This window comes from Nonomuraea marmarensis (assembly GCF_043197025.1).
Taxonomy (GTDB): Bacteria; Actinomycetota; Actinomycetes; order Streptosporangiales; family Streptosporangiaceae; genus Nonomuraea; species Nonomuraea marmarensis.
This window is the reverse complement of record NZ_JBICRM010000031.1, coordinates 1-23,809: the sequence shown is the minus strand read 5'-3', so window position 1 is coordinate 23,809 and position 23,809 is coordinate 1. Positions and strand designations below refer to the sequence as shown.

Genomic DNA, 23,809 nt, shown 5'->3' with positions numbered 1-23,809 from the left:
CAACGGCGCGCCCTACGCACACTCCGGCTCGAAGGCTGAGCCAGGCTCCGCGATTCCCGTTCCTCGACCCCGATCTCCCGGCCGAGCTGCTCGGCCACGCCTGGCCCGGCCCCCGGGCGGCGGCCGTCTTCCACGACCTGCACAACCGGTGGCACCGCCGCGCACAGACCGAGTGGGACCGCATGGACGAGGACACCGCCGTCCGGCACTAGATCAGGCCTTCGCTGGCCAGGTGGCTGGCTTCCCGTGGGGAGCACTGCCTGGGGTCACCGGCCGGCCTCCGGCCAGAACCTGCCGCCGCTGCCGCTGGACCGGCCACGGCGGCGGGCGGCAGCGGCGCCCGTGACGGGCATGATTCGAGCCTGCGGAATTCGAGTGAGGTGCCATTGCGCAGGGCGGAAGCCATACATAAGTTCCCCTTAACCAGGCTGTAACACCAGCACCCAGGCTAGGAAGGAGGCGTCCATGGCACTTCTCGCCCGCGTGTCGGCCGGACGCGGCTCGGATCTCGGCCTCAAGCTGGCGGGCATCGCGGTGGCGCTGCTGCTGGTGGAGCTGTGCACGCGCAGCGGGCTGCTCCCGGAGCGCTGGTTCCCGCCGGCCGGCGAGATCTACGCCGAGTTCTTCCGGCTGGCCGGCGGACGGCCGCTGTGGGTGGAGATCGGCCGGACGCTGCTCGGCTGGGCGAGCGGGCTCGGGCTGGGCGCGGTGCTCGCGGTGCCCATCGGCCTGGTGCTCGGTTCCAGCCGCACCGCTTTCCGGCTGGCCCGCGTCGTCATCGAGTTCTGCCGTCCGGTGCCGCCGGTGGCGCTGATCCCGCTGACCGTCCTGGTGTACGGCACGGGGCTGCAGACGAAGGTCTTCCTCGTCGCCTTCGCCGTGTTCTGGCCCATGCTGTTCCAGACCATCTACGGCGTCCAGGACGTGGACCCGGTGGCGACCGACACGGCGCGCTCGTATGGGCTGGGCACGTTCGCCCGGTTCGGCACGGTCGTGCTCCCGAGCGCCGCCCCCTACATCGCGACCGGGCTGCGCATCGCGTCGTCGATCGCGCTGATCCTGACGATCACCGAGGAGCTGGTCGTCGGCACGCCCGGCCTCGGCCGGGCCATCATCGTCGCGCAGTCCGCGGGCGGGACCGCCCGCATGTACGCGCTGATCATCACGACCGGGCTGCTCGGCTGGGTTCTCAACGCGGCGTTCGCCGCTTTGGAACGCCGGATGCTGGCCTGGCATCCCGCGCAACGGCAGGAGGTGGCCCGATGACGCGTGCCGCGATCGACGCGGCTCCCGACCCGGTGACCGGCGGGCGGACCCGTCCGGCGGCCGGCGGCGCGACCCGCCGGATGGGCCGCGCGCTGCGGCTGCTCGGGCTGCAGCTCGTCGTTCCGTGCGCCCTTCTGGCGGCGGTCTGGTGGTGGACGGGCCAGGCGGGCAGCTTCTACTTCCCGCCCGCGTCGGAGGTCGCCCGCTACTTCGCCGACCTGTGGCTCTTCGACCGGGTAGCCGGGGACGTGCTGCCCAGCCTGGGCCGGATGTTCGCCGGATACGCGATCGCGGTCGTCGCCGGAGTCGTGCTCGGCACGGCGCTCGGGCTGTTCCGGTGGCTGCGCACCGCGGCCGACCCGGTGGTCCAGTTCCTGCGGGCGCTGCCGCCGCCCGCGCTCATCCCGTTCGCGCTGCTGCTGTTCGGCGCCGGCGACGGGTCGAAGGTCTTCATCATCGCGCTGGGCACGGTGTGGCCGATCCTGCTCAACACCATCGACGGCATCCGCGGCGTCGAGGCACAGCAGGTGGAGGCGGCGCGCTCGTACCAGATCCCCGCGACCGCCCGGCTGACGCGGATCATCCTCCCGGCGGCCTCCCCGCGGATCTTCGCGGGCATGCGGACCAGCCTGTCCATCGCGATCATCCTGATGGTGGTCTCGGAGATGGTGGCCAGCGACAACGGGATCGGCTACTTCGTGCTGGAGTCGCAGCGGTCCTTCGCCATCCCGGAGATGTGGACCGGGATCGTGCTGCTCGGCGTCCTCGGCTTCGTCCTCAACTGGCTCTTTCTCGTACTGGAGGAACGCGTCTTGTTCTGGCACCGCGGTCTGAAGGGGAACTCCGATGCTTGAGGTCGCCCAGCTGAGCAAGGTCTACGGCCCGGACCCGGCCGCCCGGCCCGCCGTCGCCGACCTGACCTTCGACGTCACCGCGCGCGAGTTCGTCTGCATCCTGGGGTCGTCCGGATGCGGGAAGACCACGATGCTGCGCTGCCTGGCGGGGCTGGAGCCGGCCACCTCCGGCGAGGTGCGGCTGCGCGACGAGGTGGTGTCCGGTCCGCCCAGGGAGATGGCCTTCGTCTTCCAGGACTACAGCAGGTCGCTGTACCCGTGGATGACGGTGGAGCGGAACGTCGCTTTCCCGCTGCGCTACAAGGGCGTGTCGAAGCAGGACGCGCGCGCCGCCACCCAGGAGGCGCTGGAGGCGGTCGGCCTGGCCGGGCGCGGCCGGTCGTACCCGTGGCAGCTGTCCGGCGGCATGCAGCAGCGCGTGGCCATCGCCCGGGCGCTGGCCTACCGGCCGCAGATCCTGCTGATGGACGAGCCGTTCGCGTCCGTCGACGCCCAGACCAGAGCGGGCCTGGAGGACCTGCTGCTCGACGTCTGGCGCCGGTACGAGATCACCGTGCTGTTCGTGACACACGACATCGACGAGGCGGTCTACCTGGCCGACCGCGTCCTGGTCCTGCGGGCGCCCGCGCACGTCGCGCTCGCCGTCGACGTGGACCTGCCCCGTCCGCGCGACCAGCTCACCACCAAGAGCCATCCGGACTTCGGGCGGCTGCGCGGTGAGTTGCTCGGCGCGCTCAGCCCGGCGGGATCGCCATGAAGGCGGGGAGGTTGCGCGGGGTCTGCGCCCTGTTGCTGGCCCTGTTCCTGATCACCGCGTGCAGCGACTATCCAGGGGACCTGTCCGGTGGCGGCTCCGGCACGTCGGGGGGCGGCGACGGCCTGACGCGGATCAAGGTGTCCGACACGGCGGGCATGCCGGCGGCCTTCCTGACCTACGGGGTGCAGCGCGGCTTCTTCAAGGCGGAGGGCCTGGACGTCCAGATGCAGACGTCGGCGGGCGGGGCCGCGGTGATCCCGGCGCTGCTCAACGGCGGCCTGGACGTGGCCGGCTCCAACGTCGTCTCCGCGGTGATCGCGATGAACCGGGGCCTGCCGCTCACCATGGTCGGCTCGGGCACCAGCACGTCCGACGACCCGGACCAGGACTTCTCCGGGATCGCGGTCCCGGCGGGCAGCACGGTCACCAGCGCGGCGGGACTGAACGGCAAGCGGATCGCCGTCAACACGCTGCGCAACATCAACGACATCGTGATCGACGCCTCCATCCGCAAGACCGGGGTCGCACCGGTCGGCGTCAAGTACGTCGAGATGGGCTTTCCCGACATGCTGCCCGCCCTGGAGCGCGGCGACGTGGACGCGGCCATGCTGATCGAGCCGTTCCTGACCATGGCGCGGACGGCCGGGATGCGGGTGGTGGCCGACCCGTACTCCGACGCCCGGCGCGGCCTGCAGATCGGCACGTTCCTCATGTCGGCCGACAAGGCGCGGCAGAACCCGCGGCTGGTGTCCGCCTTCCAGGCGGGGGTGCGGCGGACCGCGGAGTCCATCAGACGGGATCCGGCCGCGTTCCGCACCGCGCTGCCGAAGATCGCGGGCCTCAAGCCCGAGCTGGCCGAGAAGATCCATCTGCCGCACTGGAACGGGACCACCGACCGCGCCTCTGTGGACCTCATCGCGACCTCCATGAGGCGCCTGCGCCTCACCGACCGTTCCTTCGACCAGACCAGGCACGTTCTCAAATAGCCGTACCGGCTCAGAGGTTGGCGCGCAGCAACCGCTGGACGGATTCGGCGGCCTGGTCGAGCAGCGGCACGAAGTCGCGGCGCGCGTCGGCCTGCCCGGCCCGGGCCGCGGGCAGCAGCACGGCCAGCCCCGCCAGCGGGGCGTTCGTCAGGTCGCGCACCGCCACCGCGACCGCGCACACGCCCTCCTCGCCCTCCTCCTCGTTGAGCGCGTACCCGTGCCGCCGCACCAGCGCCAGCTCCTTCTCCAGCCGCTCCCAGGTGGAGATGGAGTTCGGCGTGCGAGTGACCAGGATCCGGTCCTGGTAGCGCCGGTCCAGCTCCATCGTGGACAGCGCGGCCAGGATCGCCTTGCCCGCGGCCGTGCAGTGCGCGGGCATGACGACGCCGGTGCGATCGCCGACGCGAACCGTGCGCGGGCTCTCAACGCAGTCCACGAAGCGGACGTTGCGTCCCTCGATCAGGCTGAGGCTGACCGTCTCCCGGGTCTGCTCGCTGAGCTCCTCCAACACCGGCCGGGCGACCGACCGGATGTCGATCCGCCCGATGGCGGCCAGCCCGATCTCGTTGAGGACCGGGCCGGGCCGGTACACCCCGTTGGGCTTGTCCTGGAGCACGAACCCGTGCCTGCGCAACGCGCTGAGCAGGCGGTGCGCGGTCGAGCGCGCCACGCCGAGCCGATCGGCCGCCTCGGAGACGCGGACGGTCTGCTGCTCACCGATCAGGGCGAGCAGTCTCAGCGCGTTGTCCACCGACGTGGGCACGGATTCCGACCCCGGAACTAAATTCGACATGAAGGAACTCTAGCGTCATGTCTTTCGTATCTCCGGAATAGCTGATTACCGTCGATGTCATGACCCAGCGCACTGATCTCCCAGCGATCGTCGTCGGCGCGGGGCCGGTCGGCATGACGGCGGCGGCGCGGCTGGCCAAGGACGGCATCCCCGTGGTGGTGGTGGAGGCCGAGCCCGTCCCGAAGACGGACTGGCGCGCCTCGACCTTCCACGCGGCCACGCTGGAGCTGCTCCACGACATCGGCGTGACGGAGCAGATGAACGCCGAGGGCCTGGTCACGCCGATCTACCACTTCCGCGACCGCAGGGACGGCCTGATCGCCGAGTTCGACTTCGGTCTGCTCGCCGCCGAGACGCCCTATCCGTACCGGCTCCAGCTCAACCAGCAGCACCTGGTCCGGATGCTGCACGACCGGCTGCGCGCCGACGACCGCGTCGAGCTGCTCTTCGGATCCCGGGTCACCGGCGTGGCCAACACCGCCGACGGCGTCACCGCCACCGTCCAGACCCCGGACGGCCCGCGCATCCTGTTCGGCAGCCACCTGATCGGCGCGGACGGCCCGGCCAGCACGGTGCGCCGATCCTTGGGCATCGAGTTCGCCGGCCACACCTATCCCGAACGCTTCATGATCGTCAGCACCACCGTCGACCTGGGCGCGCGGATCCCCGGCCTCGCCCACGTCAACTACATCGCCGACCCGGCCCAGTGGCTGTTCCTGCTGCGCACTCCCGAGTCGTGGCGCGCGGTCTATCCGGTCCCGCCGGACGAGCCCGTCGCGGCGGCCACCGCGCCGGACCGCATGCAGGAGCAGCTCCAGGCGGTGGCGCCCTACCCGGCCGGCTACCCGATCATCGACTTCCAGGTCTACAACGTGCACCAGCGGGTAGCCGCCGTCTTCCGGGCCGGGAACATCGTGATCGCCGGGGACGCGGCGCACATCAACAGCCCGGTCGGCGGCGTCGGCCTCAACAGCGGCATCCACGACGTGATGGACGCGGCCGCCCGCATCGTACGGATCCGCGCCGGCGAGGGCGATCCCGACGCGGAGCTGAGCACCTACGACGCCGTGCGGCGCCAGGTCGCCCTGGAGTACGTGCAGGCCGACACCCAGCGCAACACCGAACGTCTCAAGGAGACCGACGAGAGGCTCAGGCGAGCCAACCAGGAAGAGATGCGGGCCATCGCCGCGGATCCGGCGCGGGCCCGCGCGTACATGCGGCGGGTCTCGCTGCTGGAGAGCGTGCGGCGCTTCGGCATCGGACTGCCGCCCGGACAACCGATGGAGGTGCCGGCATGACGACGATTGCCGCGGAGCTGGAGGACCTGTACGCGCGCCTGTCGGCGGCGGGACTGCGGCCGCTGTGGACCATCACCGAGCAGTTGCTCACCCCGTCGCCGCGGCCCAAGGCGGTGCCCTGGCTCTGGCCGGCGCGGGTGATGCGCCCGCTGGCCGAGCAGGCCATCCGGCTGGTCCCGGTGGAGCGCGGCGGCGAACGCCGCGTGTTGTCCCTGGCCAACCCGGGGCTGAACGGCAGCCCGTACGCGGCCGGCACGCTGTGGGGCGCCATCCAGGCCCTGGGCCCCGGTGAGTCGGCGCCCGCGCACCGGCACACGCCCGGCGCGATCCGGTTCGTGCTGACGGGCGAGGGCGTCTGGACGACGGTGAACGGCGAGGCCTGCGCGATGGGCCCCGGCGACCTGATCCTCACGCCCGGGTGGGCCTGGCACGACCACACCAACGGCGGCGACGCCCCCATGTTCTGGTTCGACGGCCTCGACCTGCCGATGATCGACGCCTTGGACGCCATCTTCTTCGAGCCGCACCCCGAGGAGCGCCAGCCCGTACGTGGCCCGCACGACCCAGCGGCACACGGCCCGAGCGCGTTCGCCGCCGGGCAGGTCACCGAGGCCCTGGACCCGGCGCCGTCCCCGCTGCTGATCTACCGGTGGGCCGACACCGACGCCGAGCTCACCCGGCTGGCCGCGGGCACCGACGCGGGTGTGGTCAGCCTGGAGTTCACCAACCCGGTCTCGGGCGCCAGCGTCCTGCCCACCCTCGCCTGCGGGATGCACCGGATCGTCCCGGGACGAAGCACGCTGCCGGTCCGGCGCACCGGCAACACCGTGTACGTCGTCTTCCGCGGCGAAGGCCACTCGGTCATGGCCGGCCGCCGCTTCGACTGGCAGGCCGGCGACATGTTCGCGGCGCCGTCGTGGGTGCCGGTGGAGCACCACGCCGCCACGCCGGCGGACCTGTTCAGTCTCGGCGACGCCCCTGTGCTCCGCGCGCTGGGGATCTACCGCGAGGAGACCCTCGCCGGGCCGCAGACCGTCACGTCCACGTTCGCACCCGAGGAGCCCGCATGAAACTGGCCCTGTTCGACGACTACCGCCTCGGGGTGGTGACCGGCGACGGCGTCGTCGACGTGACGGACGCGCTGCCCTGGCCGCACGACCCCGACCCGTTGACCGCCGGCTGGTGGCGCAGGCTCTGCCGCGACTTCGCGGACGTGCGGGACGCGCTGGAGAAGGCCGCCGCGCAGGGCCGCCCCGTGGAACCGGCGCGGCTGCGCGCTCCGGCCCTCAATCCATCCAAGATCGTCGCCTCGGCCAGCAACTACGCCGACCACGTGGCCGAGATGCACGGCGTGCAGGAGCGTACCCTCGGCGGTGTCGTGTCGTGGATGTTCGACTTCGATGTCTTCCTCAAGGCGCCGTCGTCGATCTCCGGGCCGGACGACGACATCGTGCTGCCCGACGCGGTCGTACAGGCCGGGCAGGAGATCCACCACGAGTCCGAACTCGTCGTCGTCATCGGCGCCGGCGGCAAGGACATTCCCGAGGCGACCGCACTCGACCACGTCGTCGGCTACACCCTCGGCCTGGACGTCACCGTGCGCAGCGCCGCCGACCGGTCCCGCCGCAAGAGCTACGACACCTTCAGCCCGCTGGGCCCCTGGCTGGTCACGGCCGACGAGGTCGGTGACCCGTCCGACCTCGACATCCGCCTGTCGGTGAACGGCCTGGAACGCCAGGCGGTGCACACGTCTACGATGATCACCAAGGTGCCGGTCATCGTCGCCTACGCCTCATCGATGATGACGCTGCTGCCCGGCGACCTGGTCTTCACCGGCGCCCCACCCGGCGTCGGCCCGATCCACCGCGGCGACGTCCTGGACACAGGCATCAGCCGCATCGGAACCATGCACCTGAACGTCCGGTAGCGTGGCGCCGGGCGACGTTCATGCCGCGGGCAACGAGATCACCGAGCTCACCGCGGCAAGACGATGTTCGAGGTCGCCGGCGGGGATGTCGATGAGCTCGTAGCCGAACGCGCGGTAGCTTTGCTCGTGGATCCTTTCGAACACCAGCGACTCCTCGAAACTGATCCGCCGGGCCGTGGTGGGCTCGCAGAACCCCAGATTGCGGACGAAGAGCACCTGTCGCTCGTAGATCCCCTCGGAGGTGATCCGTTCGAGCTCCGCAGCCAGCATCCGGGACACCGGCCGCCCCAAGTAGGTGGCCAGCGCAAGGGTGCAGACCGGTGACCGGTCGAACACCTGGACAGAGCCCGTGGTGGCGGCCTCCAACTGCCGCTGTCGCTGCAGAGTGACGATCTCGTCGATGAAGGACGCCCGTGTCCATGGCTCGTCCTCGCCCTGAGCCTGCGCTCGTGCGATGACTGCTGTCGCCGCCTCCTCGACGACCCCATAGCCGAGCTCGGCCAGGCACCGCAGGATCGAGGTCTTGCCCGCGCCAGGTGTGCCGGTGAGAACGTACCGCCGCATGATCGGAAGCCTTTCGCGCGTGTCGAGACAGGTCTACTGGCCCCGGCAGGGCCTCTGATGGAGGCATCGGGTCAGTGGAGCCCTGGGAATGAGGTGGTGGGGCCAACGCCTACTACTGGGCCACGACGGTGTCGTTGATCACGTCGGCGGCCCAGATCAGCTGATCGCGGCGTGCGGGGCGATACTGAGGCTGGTTCGGCCGCGACCGGCCTCATGCCGGTGCACGGGAGTGAGGCCGCGCACTGACGTTGCGCCGCCGGACCTCGCCCGTCGCGTCGAGGATATGTTGGCGTGGGGAGGGCGATGTGGACAGTGACCAGTGGGACCGTCGCTACGCGACCAAGGATCTGGTGTGGTCGGCGGGGCCGAACCGGTGGGTGGAGGAGGTGGCCGCCGAGCTGCCGCCGGGCCGCGTTCTGGATCTGGCCGCGGGCGAGGGGCGCAACGCTCTGTGGCTGGCCGAGCGGGGATGGAGCGCGACGGCGGTGGACTTCTCGGCCGTCGGCCTGGACCGGGCCCGCTCCCTCGCGGCGCAGCGGCTTGGCGAGCATGCCGACCGGCTGCGCCTGATCAGGGCGGACCTGCGCGACTACGAGCCGGAGCGGGATCGCTTCGACTTGGTCGTCATTGCGTATCTGCAGGTGGAGGCAGGTCTTAGGCGGCGCGTGATGCGCTCGGCCGCCGCCGCGGTCGCGCCCGGTGGGCTGCTGCTGGTCGTCGCTCACGACAGTGACAATCTGGCGCACGGCACGGGCGGCCCGCAGGATCCGGCGGTACTCTACAGCGCGGGCGACGTAGCGGCCGACATCGAGCGGTGCGGGCTGCGGATCGTCCGCGCACAGCCCCGGCGCCGGCCGGTGGAGAGCGGCCCGCGAGACGCGATCGACGCGTTCCTGCTCGCCGGCCGGGACGAGACCGTGACCACGCTGGATCCCCGCCCGCGCCGACCGTGACGCCGCGACATGTGTCTCTGCTCAAGCGGTACGGCCTGCCCGTGGGGCCCTGCTCAAGGAACGCAGGCCGACGTCCAGCCTCACCCGGCCGTGCGGCCCTTCACCGCCCTGGCCCGGAAACAGCTGCCAAGTAGCAGGTCAAAGCCTTGTATGCGGTGCGGCCAGCACCGTGAACGAGGGTAAGCGTACGGATGGACAGTCTTTCGGAGAGATGGCATTTCGCGACAAGTGCCATGTAATTGGAGCGTTGCCAAGATGCCATCCGAGCGCGTTGATGCCGATGCCAATCTGCCGACCCCGAATTTCACCTTCGATCCCGATGCGCCGTGTACGTGCGTCACAGGGGTCAGGCCTTTCCGCGAAGGCTCCTATCGGCTCGACGCCGAGACGGCGTCCGGCAAGTTCGTCGTGCACAATTACGGTCACGGTGGCGCCGGAATCACGTTGAGCTGGGGTTGCGCCGCCAAGGTGAAGGAGATCGTCCAGAAGCGCATAGCCGTGTCGCATGACACGGAAGTCGCGGTGCTCGGGGCCGGTGTCATGGGGCTCACCGCCGCGACCCGGCTGCGCGAGCTCGGCCTCAAGGTCACGATCTATTCGGACCGCAGGCCGGTCCAGACCACGTCGTTCAAGGCCGGCGGCCAGTGGGCCGTGTCCGTCGTCGCATTCGAGGGCAAGGAAGAAGAGCTCAAGGGCATCATCAAGACCGCCTACACGACCTTCAAGAACAGCATCGGCAAAGGTTTCGGCGTGTCCGAGGTGCCCAACTTCAGCAAAAGCGTGACACCTGGTCTCGAGAAAGTGATGGACCTCGTACCGGGCCTGCTGCCGGACCGCGTCTCGCTGAACCGCCTGCCGTTCGAAGGGCACACCAAACCAGGCTTCCAGTATCAGACGTTGCTGGTTGAACCGCCCATCTTCCTGCCTCGGCTGGAACGCGACCTGAAGGCGGCCGGCGTCATGTTCGTGCCGCGTAAGTTCCTGACGAAGGCGGACGTGCTCACGTCGTTGGCGGAGAAGCTCATCGTTAATTGCACCGGGCTCGGCGCGAAGCGGCTGTGGAGCGACGACAAGATGGTCCCTATCCAAGGACAGCTCGCGATGCTGCCGGCGCAGCCCGCGCTGAAATATCTCTACGGCCAGGACGGCTACATGTTTCCGCGCTCCGATCATGTCGTCATCGGCGCCACCTTCGAGGAATGCTCGGACAGCGAGACGCTCGAGCCGGACGTGTGCAAGAGCCTGGTTCAGCACATGGCCTCGCTGTTCGGCCAGGCGGCGCCCATAACGTTGCCTCATTTCCACATCCACCATCCGAGCAACGCGCGGTTGGTCAACCCGCCGCTGCCCATCACCGTCTGAGCCGCCACGGCGGGCATGCACCGGAGCGTCACCATGGCCTTCACCGTCGCCGACTACCTTCTGAATCGGCTGAGCCAGCAGCAGGTCGACACCCTGTTCGGCGTGCCGGCCGCCTTCTGCGCGGAGCTGTTCGACGCGGTCGGCGCGCACAACATCAAGCCGGTCGTCACCGCGAGCGACCTCGAAGCCGGTTACGCGGCCGACGGTTACGCGCGGACGAAAGGTCTGGGCGCAGTCGCGGTCGCCAACGGCGTCGGCATGCTGAGCATGATCAACGCGATCGCCGGCGCTTTTGTGGAACGCAGCCCGGTCGTCGTCATCAATGGCGGCCCGAACACCCGCAACCTCACCAATCTCAGAGACTTCGACGTCCTGTTCTCGCACTCGACCGGCCAACCCGACACGGACCTGGCCGCGTACAAGCTCGTCACCGCGAGCGCGGCGCGCGCCGGCAAGGCGTCAGAGGTGCCCGCCGTGGTGGACAATGCGATCGCGACCGCGGTCAAGAATAAGCGGCCGGTCTATGTCGAGATCAACAGGGATATCTGGAATCTGGCCTGTCCGATGCCGGGCGGGCCGCTGTCGGTGAGCAATCCTGCGGCGGGCACCGAGAAGCAGCTCGCGACGACGATTGTCGGGCTGATCCGCGGCGCGACGTCACCGCTGATTCTCGTCGGCACCGAAATCCAGCGCTACGGGCTCGCGGACAAGGTCGCCGAGCTGATCGCGAAGCTCGGGATACGCTGGTCGACCCCGCTGCTCGCCAAGTCGACGCTGGCCGAGCAGGGCAACGGGTGGGTCGGTGTGTATGCCCCGCCGAATTCCACCCCCGCCGCCGAGACCGCCGTCGAGCACGCGGACCTGCTCGTGACACTCGGCTGCGTCTTCCCGAGCAGCTTCGCACCGCTGGTGACGAGCGGCAGCAACCGCATCGTCTCGGTCTATGACGGCAAGGTGAAAATCAAGGGCGGCCCCAAGCAGAATGCGGAAATCGGCGCCCTGGTCGCGGCACTCGTCACCGAGGCCGCGAAGGCGCCCCCGGAACTCGTGCCCGCCGCCGTCGATCCGCCCGCGCCCACGCCGGCCGCGGGCGCATTGACCTACCGCCAGGTGTTCGAACGCATCGGCGCCGCGCTGGACAATTCCTGGATCGTGGTCCCTGACACGTTCATCGGCATTTCCTCGGCCGCGAACCTGCCGGTGAAGGGCCGCAACTCGTTCATGTGCGGCGCCGTGTGGGCCTCGATCGGGCATTCGGTGGCCGCCGCCGTCGGCGCGTCGTTCGGGTCGAGCCGGCGACCGCTGGTCATCTGCGGCGACGGCGGTTTCCACATGACCGCGCAAGCGCTCTCCACGGTCGTGCGGTACGGGCGCAACCCGGTCTTCGTCGTCATCGACAACGGCATCTACGCCTTCGAGCAATTCCTCATCGACGATGCGTATTTCAGCGATCCCAACGCCCAGCCGAAACCGTACGTGGTCCTCAATCGATGGGACTTCGTCAAATTCGCGAACGGGCTCGGCGTCCAGTCCGCCCAGTCGGTCAACTCCGCGGCGGCGTTCGATCTGGCACTCTCCGCCGCGAAGGCGTCCAGCGCCCCGGCGCTGATCGTGGCCAAGGTCAATCCGCACGACCTGCCGGCTGAGCTCTCTCTGGCAGAGCTCCCTCAGAGCGCCCCGAGCGGTGTGCGCCAGTAGTCCTCGTCCAGCGTGAAGGGTGTCAAGGCGCTCAATCCCCTCTCCGGCCGACCATCAGCGGCCGGGGTGCCGCGCCGCCCAGAACGGCAGGTCGCTCACAGGCTTGGCCAGTTCGATGGTCGGTATGCGGCGGCAAAGGGTGTCGAAGACGACCTGAAGCTCGATCCTTGCGTGGTTCTGGCCGAGGCGCCGGCGCCCGGTGGCGGTGAGTCCTGCCGGACGGCATCCATCTACTTTCTGTGCGGGATCGGCCTCTGAGCGGAGACCTTGACGCCGCGTTCTGTGGGCGCCTGAGAGTGCGACTCCTCCGGGACGTCCGGCCTCGTCCTCATGTTCGTCCCCTCCGGCGGGCCGTTCACAGCCGGCAGCCGGAGCACGAACCGCGCGCCTCGCGGCGAGTCCTCGACCAGCAAGGTTCCGTCGTGGGCGTGCGCGATGTCACGGGAAATGGCCAGGCCGAGCCCGCTGCCTCCGGGTTCGCGGCGCCGACCGGCCTCCAGGCGGACGAAGCGCTCGAAGACGCGTTCACGGTCCGGCGGCGCGATGCCGTCACCGTCGTCGGTCACCGTGACGACGGCCTGCCCACCGCTGCGCTCGGCAGTGACCTCGATCTTGTTGTCGGCGTGCCGCCGGGCGTTGGCCAGGAGGTTGTCCAGGACTCGGATCAGCTGGATCCGGTTGCCTCGAATGTTCACGTCGGGAGCGGCATCGACGTGGATCGGCACGCCACCGGCCCGTGACGCCGCCTCCTCCTTGACGAGCGCGCCGAGGTCGACCCGCTCGCGCGCCGTAGGTCCGCCGGCGCGGAGGCGGGCCAGCACCAGCAGGTCGTCGACGATCGTCTCCAGGCGCTGAGTGATCGACAGTGCCTCGTGGATGGCTTCGCGTGGGTCCACGTCGCCGGGGTAGAGCTCCGCCTCCTCCAGCCGGGTACGCAGGCCGGCGAGCGGGGTCCTGAGCTCGTGAGAGGTGGTGGAGGCGAATCGGCGTTGTTTCGTGACCGCCTCTTCCAGCCGGGCCAGCGTCTGGTTGACGGTGCCGACGAGCAGCGCGTACTCGGTGCGGCCCGGCGGCGCGGGCACCCGCAGACTCAGATCGCTCACGGTGATCTCGGACATCCGCTCCCGGATGGCCGCCACCTGGCGCAGACTCCGGCCCGCCAGCCACCAGTTCCCCCACGCCATGAGGGCGGTGGTCAGCACGACTCCGGCGCCGGTGAAGAGCTCCAGGCGGTGCGTGGTCAGGAGGGGAGGCTCCTCCATCCCGACATAGACATAGTGGGGTTCACCCTGCCAGAGCTGCGTGGTCATCAGCTGAGGGACCCGGAGGGCGATCACCATGACGCACTCGCCCCGCGCGGAGCACTCGGTGCGATCTTGCTCCGGGTCGTCGGCCGGGGGCCTCATCGTGGACAGGGGTGGTCTGCCCTTCGCCGCGGCGCTGGCCGTCACCACCCGGCCGTGGGAGTCGACGAGCTGGAGGAGGTCGATCCGAGTCTTCGGAATCGGCTCCTGCGTGCGGCCGGGCTGGAAGGACTGGAGCCATACGGCGGCGACCTGCAGTGATTCCTGGAAGATGCGTTCCTGGACCCGGTCGAGGACCAGGAAATTGACGCCGGCGCCGATCACGGTAAGGAACACCAAAGCCAGCGCTCCGACACCCAGCGTCGTGCGGGCGCGAAGCGAGTCTGGAAGAAATGATCTCCTTCCGCCCCCCACGGTGACGCGTCCTTCCAGTAAAGGTCCAGGTCAGCTCACCTTTCGAAGGTAATGGCCAAACAAGCTACTTTGCCAGCTCGGCCCATGCCCGAGCCAAAAGAAGGGCCAGACATTACCACTGCTGAACCAACGCTTTCCAAAACCGGCGGCTGAACCTCTGACCTCGTCCGCTGGTCGCCAAGGGGCGGCCACCGCATAATTCCTTCCGTGACGACCCTTGTGGATACCGCGTCCCTGTCGCCGGGCGACCGGGAGGAAGCGGTGCGAGACGTCACGTACGAACAACCCCTGGAGCGAGACCAAGGTCGACAGTACGTCCGCCGACCGCGGCGCGTTGCTGATCATCTCCAGGGAGAAGGACCACACCGTGCCGTGGGCGATCGCCAACGCCTCCTACAAGAAGCAGGTCCGCAACGAGCACGCGGTCACCGAGATCGTCGAACTCCCGAACCGCGGCCACTCCCTCACCATCGACAGCCGATGGCGCGAGGTCGCCGGCACCGCCCTGGCCTTCGTCGAGCGCTTCCGCTGAACGCCGCGAATCAGTTGGCGAGTCGGGCCGTGGCGAAATGCCGATGGCCGACCTGATTCCTCGCCCGGCTCGCCGAACCGGGTGAGGAGGTGGTGGTGGCCTTGCCGTCGGTGGTGGCGGTCGTCGGCGCCGGCCGGACCCTAGCCCGAGGCGAGATCGCGGCGGCGCAAGCCGTACAGACCGAGGATTGTCAGCGCCGCGGCGAGTGCGAGCAGCACCACCGTGGCCACCGGGGCGAACGCCCCCAACGGGTGCCAGGGAAGGTGGGACAGCACCGACGTGTTCACCAGCCATCCCGGCATGCCCGCGAAGGACCCCAGGATCTGTACGAACCCGCTGTACACGAGCACGGCCCAGGCCACGCTGATGGCCCGCGGGGCGAGCCCGAACAGCGCGGCGGGGACGGCGAGCAGCACCAGCACCTCCGGGATGCGGAGCAGGCACGCCGCGATGACCTCTCCCACGAAGCCGAGGTCGCCGGTCGACGCGGCGGCGCCGGCACCGAGCCCGGCGCCGTACACCGCCAGCAGCGCGATCACGGCGAGCGCGGAGACCAGCAGGGACGACCCGAGCCACGTCGATCTGCCCGTCGGTCCGGCCAGCACCGGACCGACACGCCCGCGCACCTCCTCCGCCCGGAGCCGGAGGACCGACAGGACCACGAAGACGCCGGTGTAGAGGGACCCGGTGAACACCATGAGGCTGACCCAGGCTCGCCCGAAGTCCGCCCCGGCGAAGATGGGTAGATCGGTGTTCGCCATTCCACCGGTCATGCCGCCCAGGACGAGGCCGATGGCGAGAAACGCGGCTCCCCACGAGACGATGGCCGCCTGCTGGAGCCTGAGGGCGAGCGTGAACGGCGAGCGCAGCCACGAAGGCGCCGAGGCCGGGCCGGGACGCGGGGCCACCAAGCCGGCGCCGAGATCCCTGCGGCTCGCCAGGGTGTAGGCGCCCGCGACCAGGAGCCCGGTGAGCAGAGCCGAGAGGCCGAGCGGCCACCAGCGCTCGCCGGCCAGCACCCGGGTCTGCTGTGACCAGCCGATCGGGGACAGCCAGAACAGCGGGCCACCCTCCTGGCTCTGCATCGCTCCCGCGCCGCGGAGGATCCACGCTACGGTGAGCGCTGCGCCCGCGAGCCCGCTGGCGCCTCTGGAGTACTCGGTGATCTGGGCGGTGACCGCGGCGACCGCGGCGAACGCCAGCCCGACCGCGGCGAGGGTGGCACCGAACAGCAGCGCGCTGCCGGTGGGAAACCCTATGCTGATCGCCGCGGCGGCGGTGAAGACCGCGAGGACGACATTGCCCAGCAAAGCGATGATCAGCGCCGCGGTGAGCTGGGCGTGCCGGCCCACGACGGCCGCCCGGATGAGCTCAGCCCGGCCTGTCTGCTCTTCGGCCCGGGTGTGCCGGGTGATGAGCAGGATGTTCATCAGCGCCGCGGCCAGCAGGAACTCGACCCAGTAGGCGGCGAGGAAGTAGCGCTGCGTGGTGATGGCTTCGGCGCCGAAGACGGGCCCGCCGAGCACCCTCATGAACGAAACTTGGATCATCTGCGTGGCTTCGGCCAGTGCCTCCGGCGTCGGGACGACGCTGGTCGTGGCCGCGTTGTAGAAGCGCGGGACGAGGGCCGTGAGGGCGAGCACCCAGATGGGAAGCTTGATCCGGTCGCGGCGCAGCGCCAGCCGTACCATGGCGCCGGTGCCGGTCAGGGGGCTGCCCGCCGCTCTCGATCCGGTACGGGCGCGCGCCGGGGAAACCGTGGCGGTCATGCCGCCTCCCCGGTTCCGTAGTGCCGGAGCATGAGCTCCTCGAGCGTCGGCGGGTGGCTGACCAGCGATTGGATGCCGAACCTGGTGAGGTGCCGGACAGCGGCGTCGAGGTGTTCGGCGTCCACGCTGAACCGCACGCTGCCGTCTTCGATCTTCGTGTTGTGGATGCCGGGTAGCCGGTCGAGGCCGGTGACCGGGGTGGCGGTGCCGGCCTTGATCGTCGTACGGGTCAGGTGCCGCAGCTGCTCCAGCGTCCCCGACTCCACGATCTTCCCATCCCGGATGATGCTGACCCGGTCGGCGAGGTTCTCGACCTGGGCGAGGATGTGACTGGACAGCAGGACGGTGCGGCCGGCGGCTTTGACTTCGGCGACGACCCGCTGGAACACCGCCTCCATCAGCGGGTCCAGCCCGCCCGTGGGCTCGTCCAGGATCAGCAGCTCCACGTCGGCGGCGAGGGCGGCGACGAGGGCGACCTTCTGGCGGTTGCCCTTGGAATAGGTCCGCCCCTTTTTCGTCGGATCGAGCTCGAACCGCTCGATCAACTCGTTCCGGCTCCTGTTGTCGAGCCCGCCGCGCAATCGGCCGAGCGTGTCGATGGCCTCGCCGCCGGTGAGGTTGGGCCACAGCTCCACATCGCCCGGCACGTACGCCAGCCGCCGGTGCAACGCGACGGCTTCGGCCCAGGGGTCGCCGCCCAGCAACCTGGCGCTGCCGGAGGTGGCTCTCATCAGGCCCAGCAGGATGCGGATGGTGGTGGTCTTTCCCGCCCCGTTCGGGCCGAGAAAGCCGTGCACCTCTCCGGCGTCCACGGTGAGGTCGAGACCGTCGAGGGCGCGTGTCGGCCCGAAGGCCTTGACGAGCCCGGAGGTGGCGATGGCAGGGATCATGGGTTTCTCCGATGGAAAGCCGCGTACGGGGACGCGAATTCGATCATTTGAGCGGGCTGCCGGTTACCCGTGCGTCGAATTCGCGGTCAGACAGGGACCTGTTGAGGTGAAGGAGCGCTTCGGCCTGCCAGCCCATGACGTACCGGGTTTCCGGCCGGGCCGATTCGACGGCCTGCCGGATCGTCGTCGCGACGACGCCGGGGTCCGAGGCTGGGTTGTCCTGGCCCACCTGCATCTCGGCTGCGCGTGCCATGGCTTCGGCCATCTGCCGGTAGGCCCCGTTTCCGGAGATCTCCCGCAGTTGCCGCGCGGTCCCGGCTTCGAAGTCGGTCCTGATGATGCCGGGCTGAATGACGACGACGTCGATGCCGAACGGTTCGACCTCCATGCGGAGCGTGTCGGAGAACGCTTCCAGGGCGTGCTTGGAGGCGTAGTACCAGGCGCCGAGCGGCAGGGCGATCTCGCCGCCGATCGAGGACACGTTGACGATCGTGCCCGATCGCTGTTGCCGCATCCGCGGCAGGACCAGCTGGGTCAGCCGGGCCGGCGCGAACACGTTGACCTCGAACTCGTCTCGCGCCATGGCCATCGGCGTGTCCTCGACCGCGCCGTGGACGACGGCTCCCGCGTTGTTCACCAGGACGTCGATCCGCTGGTGTTCGTCCAGGACGGTACGGACGACCCGCTGGAGGTCTTCTTCCTTGGTCACGTCCATCGGCAGGAAGTGACCTCCCGCTTCGCGGATCGCCGCCATCTTGTGCACCCGCCGCGCCCCGCCGTACACGATGTGGCCGCCGCGCAGAAGCTCGAGTGCGGTGGCGTGGCCGATGCCGGATGAGGCGCCGGTGACGAGGCATACTTTGGCAGTCATGCCAGTGGTCTCCTTTGAGATTCGACAAAGGGTGATCTACGCGTCCCAGGCGGCAGGGAGCATGGGGAACACCCCCGGCGGGGCGGGTTCACGCATGACGAAAAGCTACGGATGCGTTTGAGGATTCGGCAAGTTATGAACGTCGTTATCGCAGCTCAGGCACGAGCAATTGGCGCAACGACGGTGCTGGCAAATGCAACAACCTCACGGCCGTGTGTCGCAATCAAGCACGCCCGGAGGCATACTTGGGCGTGCGCGACGAGGAAGTGCCGGGAGGACGCATGCCGGGAGGCCACCTGACGTACGAGGACCGCCGCAAGATCGCCGAAGGGCTGACGGAAGGGCTCACCTATGCGGAGATCGCCCGTCGTCTGGGGCGGCCGAGGTCGACCATCGGCCGCGAGATCGCACGCAACGGCGGCCCGCACGGCTACCGCGCGGCCCGAGCGCAGCAGGCGACCGGATGGCGCGCCCGCCGCCGGCCGCACCCGCCACCGAGCACGCCAGCCACTGCGGAGACCGACGAGCGTGACCCCCGGGCAGTACGCGAATTCGAGCAGAAACTCACCGCGGTGTTGTCAGGGATGCCGCCGATGGCGACCAGGGTGCTGGTCTGCCTGTTCACCAGCGATGAGGGCGACCTGACCGTCGCCGACCTGGTCGAGCGGCTGCGGGTCAGCCCCGCGTCGATCTCCAAGGGCGTCGGCTGGCTCGAGCAGGTCGGGCTCATCAAACGCGAGCGTGACAACCGGCGTGAGCGGTACCTCATCGACACCGAGGTCTGGTACCGGGCGTGGTTGGTGGGCACCCGGTCGATGGCGCTGTGGGCCGACACCGTTCAGGAAGGCGTCGACGTCCTCGGCGTCCAAACCCCAGCAGGCGCCCGGCTCCATACCGCAAGCCGGTTCTTCCAGCTCCTCAGCTCCGACATGGCCCAGGCGGCCGAACATTACCGGCAAACCTTCTCCGGCACCGGGGACGTTGCAAACTGACCGCGCCCCGACTGAAGTAGTGGTGACGGTGCCGCCCCGCCTCGTGATACAGATCTGTCCCAGGTTTGCCAGCAGCAAAATGAGCAAAACTCAGCTGTTCGGCCACGCAGAGCTACCATTGATCCACAAGCCGGTACTGCTCGCGAGTCCCGTTCTCCTGTCGCCGACGTCCGACGCCCGCCCGCCGAGGCATTCCGACAGTATTGACACGCTGTGTAGTGCGGTGTTTACATTTGGCTCCACAGGCAAGATCTACAACACACTTGCTGCGAAAACGGGTGAATGGTGAGCACGTTACGTCGGCATCCGGCAGAGCGGCGGCGGCAGTGGGGGTTGCGCCGAGCATGAGGCCGATGCTGGAAGCGGAGAGCCTGACGAAGCGATTCGGTGCGGTCGTGGCGGTCAGCGACGCCAGCTTCGCCATCAGGCCCGGCGCCATCACCGGCTTCCTGGGACCGAACGGTGCCGGCAAGTCGACGATGTTGCGCCTCTTCCTGGGTCTCGTGCACCCGACGTCGGGCTCCGCCCTCATCGACGGCAGGCCGATCCACGAGTGGCCCGCTCCCAGCCGCAAGGTCGGCGCCGTGCTGGACACCCAGTGCGTCCATCCCTCCCGCCGGGCGATCGACAGCGTGCGGTGGGCGGCCTGGCTGGCCGGCGTACCCACGTCCCAGGCCGAGACGCTCCTCGACCGGGTCGGGCTCGGCGCGGTGGCCGGTCAGCGTACGGGCAAGTTCTCCGTCGGCATGCGGCAGCGCCTCGCGCTGGCGATCGCGCTGGTCGGCGACCCCGAGATCGTGGTGCTCGACGAGCCGATGAACGGGCTCGACCCCGAAGGGATCGCGTGGCTGAAGGACCTGCTGCGCCGCTTCCGCGACCAGGGCCGTACGGTGCTCATCTCCAGCCACCTGCTGGCCGAGCTGGAGGACCTGGTGGACGACCTGGTGGTGATCGCGCGCGGCGAGATCATCGGGAGCGGGTCCGCCACCGCGTTCATCGATCGCTTCCAGCCGCAGACGATCAGCGTCCTGTCGGACAAGCCGCAGCCGCTGGGCGCCGCCGTGATCGAGGCCGGCGGCGAGGTCATCGAAACCCAGGGCCAGCGCATGGAGATCAGCGGGCTGACCTCCATCCAGCTCGGCGAGATCGCCCGCGACGCCGGGATCGTGCTCTTGGGGCTCACGGAGGAGCGCAGCCTGAAGAAGGCGTTCTCCGAGGCGACCGCCAAAATGACCGACCTCTAGTGGTCACGCGCCGGTCTGGGGGTGGCCTCGCCGTTGCCGTTGAGGAAGGCTCGGGCCCTTCGCGCCCTGAGGGTGGTCCGCTTCACGCCGGCGACCTTCGCGATCTCCTCAGCGGTGACCAGGTTGTCGTAGGCGGCCCTCGGGTCGCCGAGCAGGATCCGCGTGGTGCCGAGGTCGAGCAGGATGTCCGACAGCACGACCCGGTCACCGATGTACGTGGCGATCTCCAGGGCTTGGAGCAGTTCGGGATAGGCCTCCTCCGGCGTGCCCGCCCTGGCGGCGTGCATGGCCACCCCGCGCCGGATCTGGGCCTCGCTGCGCAGGCTGCCGCCCTCGCGGCACAGAACGAGCGCCCTTTCCAGACACGCCTGGGACGCCTGCTCCTCCCCCGTGCTGTGCAGCACCATCGCCAGCCCGCCCAGCGCGTCGGCCTCGCCCACCGGGTCCCCGCTCCTCCGCAGCACCTCGGCGGCCTCCTCGTAGGTCCTGCGCGCCTTGCCCAGCTCCTGGCGGATCCGGTCGAGGTCGGCGAGCAACCGCAGCGCCAACCCGCGGCCGTGGTCGTCGTCCAGGTGCTGGAAGAGCCGCAGGGCTTCCTCCAGCCGGCGGGCCGCGCCGGCGTAGTCGCCGACCAGCAACGAGCGGTGTCCAAGGGAGTAGAGCAGGGCCGCCTGGCCGCGGATGTTCCCGGCGCCGCGCACGCTGGACAGCGCCAGCTCGTGGGACTCGAGCCACACGTCGAAGCGGGAACCCGCCTCGTAGAGGGCGAGCGGGGCGATGGCCAGCTCCCAGCACACCTCGGGGAATGGGGCCGCCCGACGTACGGCCGCCAGTATCCCGTCCAGGTTGGCGTCGAACCACGCCGCTCCCTGGCCTGACCAGGCTGCTGCTCCCTGAGGCCGGTAGCGCGGAGCCGTACCGCGTGGGATGGAGTTGTCCTGGCCGCGCATCGAGGCGTGGGCGTCGTCGGTCAACGCCAGCCAGCCGCCGAGCGCGCGCCGCGCGGCCGCGCGCAGGTCCTGCTCCCGGTCCTCGGCGAGCGCGCGGCCGGCCCCGAAGCTGAGCAGCAGCTCGTGGCAGCGGAACCGCTCGCCGTCCTGCAGGGTGACCAGGAAATGGGTCTCGGCCAGCTCTTCCAGCATGTTCTCCGCCACGTCCATGGGGACGTCCGCGAGCGCCGCAGTGGTCCTGGCGGTGACCTCCGCACTGCCGTAGAAGCCGATCCTGCGGATCAGCGAGCGCGGGCCGGCGGGGAGCACCTCGTAGCCCCGCATCAACGTCGGGACGACGCTCTGGCCGTCGTACCGCAGCTCGCCGAGGATCTTCGCCGGGTCGGCGAGGCGCTCGGCCAGGCGCGCGAGGGTCCAGTGCGGCCGGGTGGCGAGCCTGGCCGCGGCGATGTTCAGGGCCACCGGCAGCCGGGCGCAGAGGTCGATGATCCGGTCCGCCGCCGCCGGCTCGGCCGCCATCCGCTCGTCGCCCGCGCCCGTGGCCAGCAGCGCCCGGGCGTCGGCCCGGTCCAGCGCGGACACGCGCACCCGGATGGCTCCGTGCAGCAGGGCCAGCGGCGAGCGGCTGGTCACGATGACGGCGCAGCCCGGATGCCCGGGCAGGAAGGGATCGATGCGGCGGGCGCCGCTCACGCCGTCCAGCACGATCAGCACGCGGCGGCGGGCCAGCACGCTGCGCAGCAGCCCGGCGCGTGCGCCGGTGCCTTCCGGGATCTCGTCGGCGGCGACCCCGAGCGCGGTCAGGAACCCGGCCAGCACGTCGCCGGGCTCGCTCAGATCGTCGGCGTAGAGCTGACCGTCGGGGTACCGGCCGGCCACGCGGTGCGCGGCCTCCAGGCACAGCGCGGTCTTGCCGACGCCGCCAGGACCGGTGACCACCACCACGGGAGACGTGCCGTGGTCCTCGATCGCGTCGGCGATCCGCCGCAGCTCGGCATCCCTGCCGGCCAGGACGCCCGAGCGCGCGGGAAGCTGCCGTGGCACGAGCGCCGACGGGCGGGCCGGTTCGAGGACGGAGTCCTGGCGCAGGATCTGCGTCCTGAGGTCCCGCAGTACGGGGCTCGGATCGGTGCCGAGCTCGTCCCTGAGCCGCTCCTCCAGGTCGGTGAACGCCTGCAGCGCCTCGCTACCCCGCTGCGACCGGTATAACGCGAGCATGAGCTGGCCGCAGAAGACCTCCCGCAGCGGGTGCTGGTCGGCGAGCCGCTGGAGCTCGGCGATCACCTCCCGGTGCCGGCCGAGCGCGAGGTCGGCGTCGATGCGGGCCTCGATCGCGGCGAGCCTGCGCTCGTCCCACACCGCCGCCTCGGCGAGGAACGCCTCGCTGTCGAGGCCGGACAGGGCCGCGCCACGCCACAGGGCCAGGGCCTCGCCCAGCGTCCGGGCCGCCCCGGCGTGGTCCCGATCGCCGGCCAGGGCGCGCGCCTGGTCGTACAACCGGATGAAGACGAAGGCGTCGACGCTGTCCTCGGCGGCCTCGAGCCGGTAGACGTTGTCGTGCACGTCGATGGTGACGCCGTACTTCCTGAGCTCCCCGACCCCACGGTGCACCTGATTCCGGGCGCTCTTCGTGGGCGTGTCGCCGTAGATCGCGTAGATGAGGCTCTCGACCGAGGCGGAGCGGGCGGGGCTCAGCAACAGGTGTGCCAGAACCCCGCGCGACCGCCGGGTGGCGAGCCTGATCTCCTCGTCATGCTGCCAAATTGCCGGTTGGCCCAGGATTCCAAAGCGCATCAGCGGCACGATCCCCCTAGCGTTCCCCGTAATTATTCCCTATTCGAACCGCTTTGTCCTGGCTCATGCGCGACAATTCACGAGCACGTCACTGTAAGCGCTTGACTCCCGCCCCCCGGCCAGGTCAAGCGAGCGGGATTATCCTTTTATCGACCTGCCGCGCGCCCGGCCGGCCGCTAGGTGGCTGGTGTTTTTTGATCTATCTCGCGTAGCTCTGTCCTTCTGTGCCAGGGTGATCGGTGTTGGTCACCGGGAGCGAGGAGCGGCTGAGCGATGGCAGTGGGTCACACCCCGGTGCAGCCGGGGTTGCTGTCCTCCACGGTGAGTTTCGTCGAGGGTCGGCTGGCGCCGAACTCGATCTACGCGGTGCTGCACCGCGAGTGCCGGAACCTGTTCCCGGATGAGTCCTTAATGCCCTTGGAGGACGCTGCTTCGGCGTGAAAAGGGGGGCCTGCTCCGCCGTACTCCGGATTGTTGCCAGCGGGGGTGCTGTGATCGGTGAGACTGAGGGTGGGCGTGGCCGCTCACTGACGTCGTAACCTCTTGGCGGGCTTGGACCCCGTGGATGAGTCTGACGCCGGGAGCCATACC

General features: G+C 69.8%; 22 protein-coding genes. 15 read left to right on the top strand and 7 right to left on the bottom strand.

What is annotated here, in order from left to right; all coding sequences use genetic code 11:
* The first annotated feature begins 35 nt into the window (after positions 1–35).
* From ACFLIM_RS37095 to ACFLIM_RS37075, 5 genes are all read left to right on the top strand, one after another.
* Positions 36–212, top strand: a complete 177-nt coding sequence (locus tag ACFLIM_RS37095; protein ID WP_393173158.1) for a PaaX family transcriptional regulator C-terminal domain-containing protein — start codon at positions 36–38, stop codon at positions 210–212.
* Positions 213–465: 253 nt separating this feature from the next.
* Positions 466–1,266, top strand: a complete 801-nt coding sequence (locus ACFLIM_RS37090) for an ABC transporter permease (RefSeq protein ID WP_393173057.1) — start codon at positions 466–468, stop codon at positions 1,264–1,266.
* Positions 1,263–2,120: an ABC transporter permease gene (locus ACFLIM_RS37085; RefSeq protein ID WP_393173056.1), complete on the top strand. Its 858-nt coding sequence runs from the start codon at positions 1,263–1,265 to the stop codon at positions 2,118–2,120. The genes ACFLIM_RS37090 and ACFLIM_RS37085 overlap by 4 nt, the downstream gene beginning before the upstream one ends.
* Positions 2,113–2,877: an ABC transporter ATP-binding protein gene (locus ACFLIM_RS37080; RefSeq protein ID WP_393173055.1), complete on the top strand. Its 765-nt coding sequence runs from the start codon at positions 2,113–2,115 to the stop codon at positions 2,875–2,877. Before ACFLIM_RS37085 ends, ACFLIM_RS37080 begins: the two co-directional genes overlap by 8 nt.
* The gene (locus ACFLIM_RS37075; protein WP_393173054.1) at positions 2,874–3,863 is read left to right on the top strand and encodes an ABC transporter substrate-binding protein; all 990 of its coding nucleotides are present in this window, start codon (positions 2,874–2,876) and stop codon (positions 3,861–3,863) included. The genes ACFLIM_RS37080 and ACFLIM_RS37075 overlap by 4 nt, the downstream gene beginning before the upstream one ends.
* Before the next feature lie 10 nt (positions 3,864–3,873).
* Here the strand turns inward: ACFLIM_RS37075 and ACFLIM_RS37070 are convergent, their stop codons facing one another.
* Entirely contained in the window at positions 3,874–4,656 is a 783-nt protein-coding gene (locus tag ACFLIM_RS37070; protein WP_393173053.1) for an IclR family transcriptional regulator, read from the bottom strand.
* A gap of 59 nt (positions 4,657–4,715) precedes the next feature.
* Here ACFLIM_RS37070 and ACFLIM_RS37065 point away from each other — a divergent pair, with 59 nt between their 5' ends.
* The 3 genes from ACFLIM_RS37065 to ACFLIM_RS37055 are packed head-to-tail and all read left to right on the top strand — an operon-like array spanning position 4,716 to position 7,881.
* Positions 4,716–5,954 carry an FAD-dependent oxidoreductase gene (locus ACFLIM_RS37065; RefSeq protein ID WP_393173052.1) on the top strand — a complete coding sequence of 413 codons (1,239 nt, stop codon included), beginning with the start codon at positions 4,716–4,718 and terminating at the stop codon, positions 5,952–5,954.
* Positions 5,951–7,024 carry a cupin domain-containing protein gene (locus ACFLIM_RS37060; protein WP_393173051.1) on the top strand — a complete coding sequence of 358 codons (1,074 nt, stop codon included), beginning with the start codon at positions 5,951–5,953 and terminating at the stop codon, positions 7,022–7,024. Before ACFLIM_RS37065 ends, ACFLIM_RS37060 begins: the two co-directional genes overlap by 4 nt.
* Positions 7,021–7,881 carry a fumarylacetoacetate hydrolase family protein gene (locus ACFLIM_RS37055; protein ID WP_393173050.1) on the top strand — a complete coding sequence of 287 codons (861 nt, stop codon included), beginning with the start codon at positions 7,021–7,023 and terminating at the stop codon, positions 7,879–7,881. Before ACFLIM_RS37060 ends, ACFLIM_RS37055 begins: the two co-directional genes overlap by 4 nt.
* Before the next feature lie 18 nt (positions 7,882–7,899).
* On the opposite strand, the gene ACFLIM_RS37050 is transcribed toward ACFLIM_RS37055, so the two are convergent.
* A complete protein-coding gene (locus tag ACFLIM_RS37050; protein WP_393173049.1) occupies positions 7,900–8,445 on the bottom strand; it encodes an ATP/GTP-binding protein in 546 nt (181 codons plus the stop codon).
* A 305-nt stretch (positions 8,446–8,750) separates the two neighbouring features.
* On the opposite strand from ACFLIM_RS37050, the gene ACFLIM_RS37045 reads away from it, so the two are divergent.
* From ACFLIM_RS37045 to ACFLIM_RS37035, 3 genes are all read left to right on the top strand, one after another.
* Positions 8,751–9,398, top strand: coding sequence for a class I SAM-dependent methyltransferase (locus tag ACFLIM_RS37045; protein ID WP_393173048.1), 648 nt, complete (start codon positions 8,751–8,753; stop codon positions 9,396–9,398).
* Between the two features lie 255 nt (positions 9,399–9,653).
* Positions 9,654–10,760 carry an FAD-dependent oxidoreductase gene (locus ACFLIM_RS37040; protein WP_393173047.1) on the top strand — a complete coding sequence of 369 codons (1,107 nt, stop codon included), beginning with the start codon at positions 9,654–9,656 and terminating at the stop codon, positions 10,758–10,760.
* 33 nt (positions 10,761–10,793) lie between these two features.
* Positions 10,794–12,458, top strand: coding sequence for a thiamine pyrophosphate-binding protein (locus ACFLIM_RS37035; protein WP_393173046.1), 1,665 nt, complete (start codon positions 10,794–10,796; stop codon positions 12,456–12,458).
* Positions 12,459–12,688: 230 nt separating this feature from the next.
* On the opposite strand, the gene ACFLIM_RS37030 is transcribed toward ACFLIM_RS37035, so the two are convergent.
* The gene (locus ACFLIM_RS37030; protein ID WP_393173156.1) at positions 12,689–14,098 is read right to left on the bottom strand and encodes a sensor histidine kinase; all 1,410 of its coding nucleotides are present in this window, start codon (positions 14,096–14,098) and stop codon (positions 12,689–12,691) included.
* Between the two features lie 295 nt (positions 14,099–14,393).
* Between ACFLIM_RS37030 and ACFLIM_RS37025 the strand changes: the two genes are divergently transcribed.
* Positions 14,394–14,708, top strand: a complete 315-nt coding sequence (locus ACFLIM_RS37025) for a hypothetical protein (protein ID WP_393173045.1) — start codon at positions 14,394–14,396, stop codon at positions 14,706–14,708.
* 140 nt (positions 14,709–14,848) lie between these two features.
* Here the strand turns inward: ACFLIM_RS37025 and ACFLIM_RS37020 are convergent, their stop codons facing one another.
* From ACFLIM_RS37020 to ACFLIM_RS37010, 3 genes are read right to left on the bottom strand one after another with little or no spacing between them, the layout of a single operon-like run.
* Complete coding sequence (locus ACFLIM_RS37020) at positions 14,849–16,477, bottom strand: ABC transporter permease (protein WP_393173044.1); 1,629 nt, start codon at positions 16,475–16,477, stop codon at positions 14,849–14,851.
* Positions 16,474–17,367 (bottom strand): ABC transporter ATP-binding protein, encoded by an 894-nt coding sequence (locus tag ACFLIM_RS37015; RefSeq protein ID WP_393173043.1) that lies wholly within the window; start codon positions 17,365–17,367, stop codon positions 16,474–16,476. Before ACFLIM_RS37015 ends, ACFLIM_RS37020 begins: the two co-directional genes overlap by 4 nt.
* A 43-nt stretch (positions 17,368–17,410) precedes the next feature.
* Positions 17,411–18,238, bottom strand: a complete 828-nt coding sequence (locus ACFLIM_RS37010; RefSeq protein ID WP_393173042.1) for an oxidoreductase — start codon at positions 18,236–18,238, stop codon at positions 17,411–17,413.
* Between the two features lie 281 nt (positions 18,239–18,519).
* Here ACFLIM_RS37010 and ACFLIM_RS37005 point away from each other — a divergent pair, with 281 nt between their 5' ends.
* Positions 18,520–19,230 (top strand): GbsR/MarR family transcriptional regulator, encoded by a 711-nt coding sequence (locus ACFLIM_RS37005; RefSeq protein WP_393173041.1) that lies wholly within the window; start codon positions 18,520–18,522, stop codon positions 19,228–19,230.
* Between the two features lie 353 nt (positions 19,231–19,583).
* Complete coding sequence (locus ACFLIM_RS37000) at positions 19,584–20,474, top strand: ABC transporter ATP-binding protein (protein ID WP_393173040.1); 891 nt, start codon at positions 19,584–19,586, stop codon at positions 20,472–20,474.
* Here ACFLIM_RS37000 and ACFLIM_RS36995 read toward each other — a convergent pair.
* On the bottom strand, positions 20,471–23,218 hold the full coding sequence (locus tag ACFLIM_RS36995) for an AfsR/SARP family transcriptional regulator (protein ID WP_393173039.1): 2,748 nt from the start codon (positions 23,216–23,218) through the stop codon (positions 20,471–20,473). The genes ACFLIM_RS37000 and ACFLIM_RS36995 overlap by 4 nt on opposite strands.
* A 273-nt stretch (positions 23,219–23,491) precedes the next feature.
* On the opposite strand from ACFLIM_RS36995, the gene ACFLIM_RS36990 reads away from it, so the two are divergent.
* A complete protein-coding gene (locus ACFLIM_RS36990) occupies positions 23,492–23,659 on the top strand; it encodes a hypothetical protein (protein ID WP_393173038.1) in 168 nt (55 codons plus the stop codon).
* The last annotated feature ends 150 nt before the right edge of the window (positions 23,660–23,809 follow it).

What these genes read in the sequence shown, in the direction of transcription:
- ACFLIM_RS37085 (WP_393173056.1), top strand. Translation starts at nt 1,263, where the DNA reads ATGACGCGTGCCGCGATCGACGCGGCTCCCGACCCGGTGACCGGCGGG.
- ACFLIM_RS37060 (WP_393173051.1), top strand. Translation starts at nt 5,951, where the DNA reads ATGACGACGATTGCCGCGGAGCTGGAGGACCTGTACGCGCGCCTGTCG.
- ACFLIM_RS37090 (WP_393173057.1), top strand. Translation starts at nt 466, where the DNA reads ATGGCACTTCTCGCCCGCGTGTCGGCCGGACGCGGCTCGGATCTCGGC.
- ACFLIM_RS37020 (WP_393173044.1), bottom strand. Translation starts at nt 16,477, where the DNA reads ATGACCGCCACGGTTTCCCCGGCGCGCGCCCGTACCGGATCGAGAGCG.
- ACFLIM_RS37075 (WP_393173054.1), top strand. Translation starts at nt 2,874, where the DNA reads ATGAAGGCGGGGAGGTTGCGCGGGGTCTGCGCCCTGTTGCTGGCCCTG.
- ACFLIM_RS37000 (WP_393173040.1), top strand. Translation starts at nt 19,584, where the DNA reads ATGCTGGAAGCGGAGAGCCTGACGAAGCGATTCGGTGCGGTCGTGGCG.
- ACFLIM_RS37040 (WP_393173047.1), top strand. Translation starts at nt 9,654, where the DNA reads ATGCCATCCGAGCGCGTTGATGCCGATGCCAATCTGCCGACCCCGAAT.
- ACFLIM_RS37035 (WP_393173046.1), top strand. Translation starts at nt 10,794, where the DNA reads ATGGCCTTCACCGTCGCCGACTACCTTCTGAATCGGCTGAGCCAGCAG.
- ACFLIM_RS36990 (WP_393173038.1), top strand. Translation starts at nt 23,492, where the DNA reads ATGGCAGTGGGTCACACCCCGGTGCAGCCGGGGTTGCTGTCCTCCACG.
- ACFLIM_RS37010 (WP_393173042.1), bottom strand. Translation starts at nt 18,238, where the DNA reads ATGACTGCCAAAGTATGCCTCGTCACCGGCGCCTCATCCGGCATCGGC.
- ACFLIM_RS37015 (WP_393173043.1), bottom strand. Translation starts at nt 17,367, where the DNA reads ATGATCCCTGCCATCGCCACCTCCGGGCTCGTCAAGGCCTTCGGGCCG.
- ACFLIM_RS37070 (WP_393173053.1), bottom strand. Translation starts at nt 4,656, where the DNA reads ATGTCGAATTTAGTTCCGGGGTCGGAATCCGTGCCCACGTCGGTGGAC.
- ACFLIM_RS37065 (WP_393173052.1), top strand. Translation starts at nt 4,716, where the DNA reads ATGACCCAGCGCACTGATCTCCCAGCGATCGTCGTCGGCGCGGGGCCG.
- ACFLIM_RS36995 (WP_393173039.1), bottom strand. Translation starts at nt 23,218, where the DNA reads ATGCGCTTTGGAATCCTGGGCCAACCGGCAATTTGGCAGCATGACGAG.
- ACFLIM_RS37005 (WP_393173041.1), top strand. Translation starts at nt 18,520, where the DNA reads ATGCCGGGAGGCCACCTGACGTACGAGGACCGCCGCAAGATCGCCGAA.
- ACFLIM_RS37055 (WP_393173050.1), top strand. Translation starts at nt 7,021, where the DNA reads ATGAAACTGGCCCTGTTCGACGACTACCGCCTCGGGGTGGTGACCGGC.
- ACFLIM_RS37050 (WP_393173049.1), bottom strand. Translation starts at nt 8,445, where the DNA reads ATGCGGCGGTACGTTCTCACCGGCACACCTGGCGCGGGCAAGACCTCG.
- ACFLIM_RS37080 (WP_393173055.1), top strand. Translation starts at nt 2,113, where the DNA reads ATGCTTGAGGTCGCCCAGCTGAGCAAGGTCTACGGCCCGGACCCGGCC.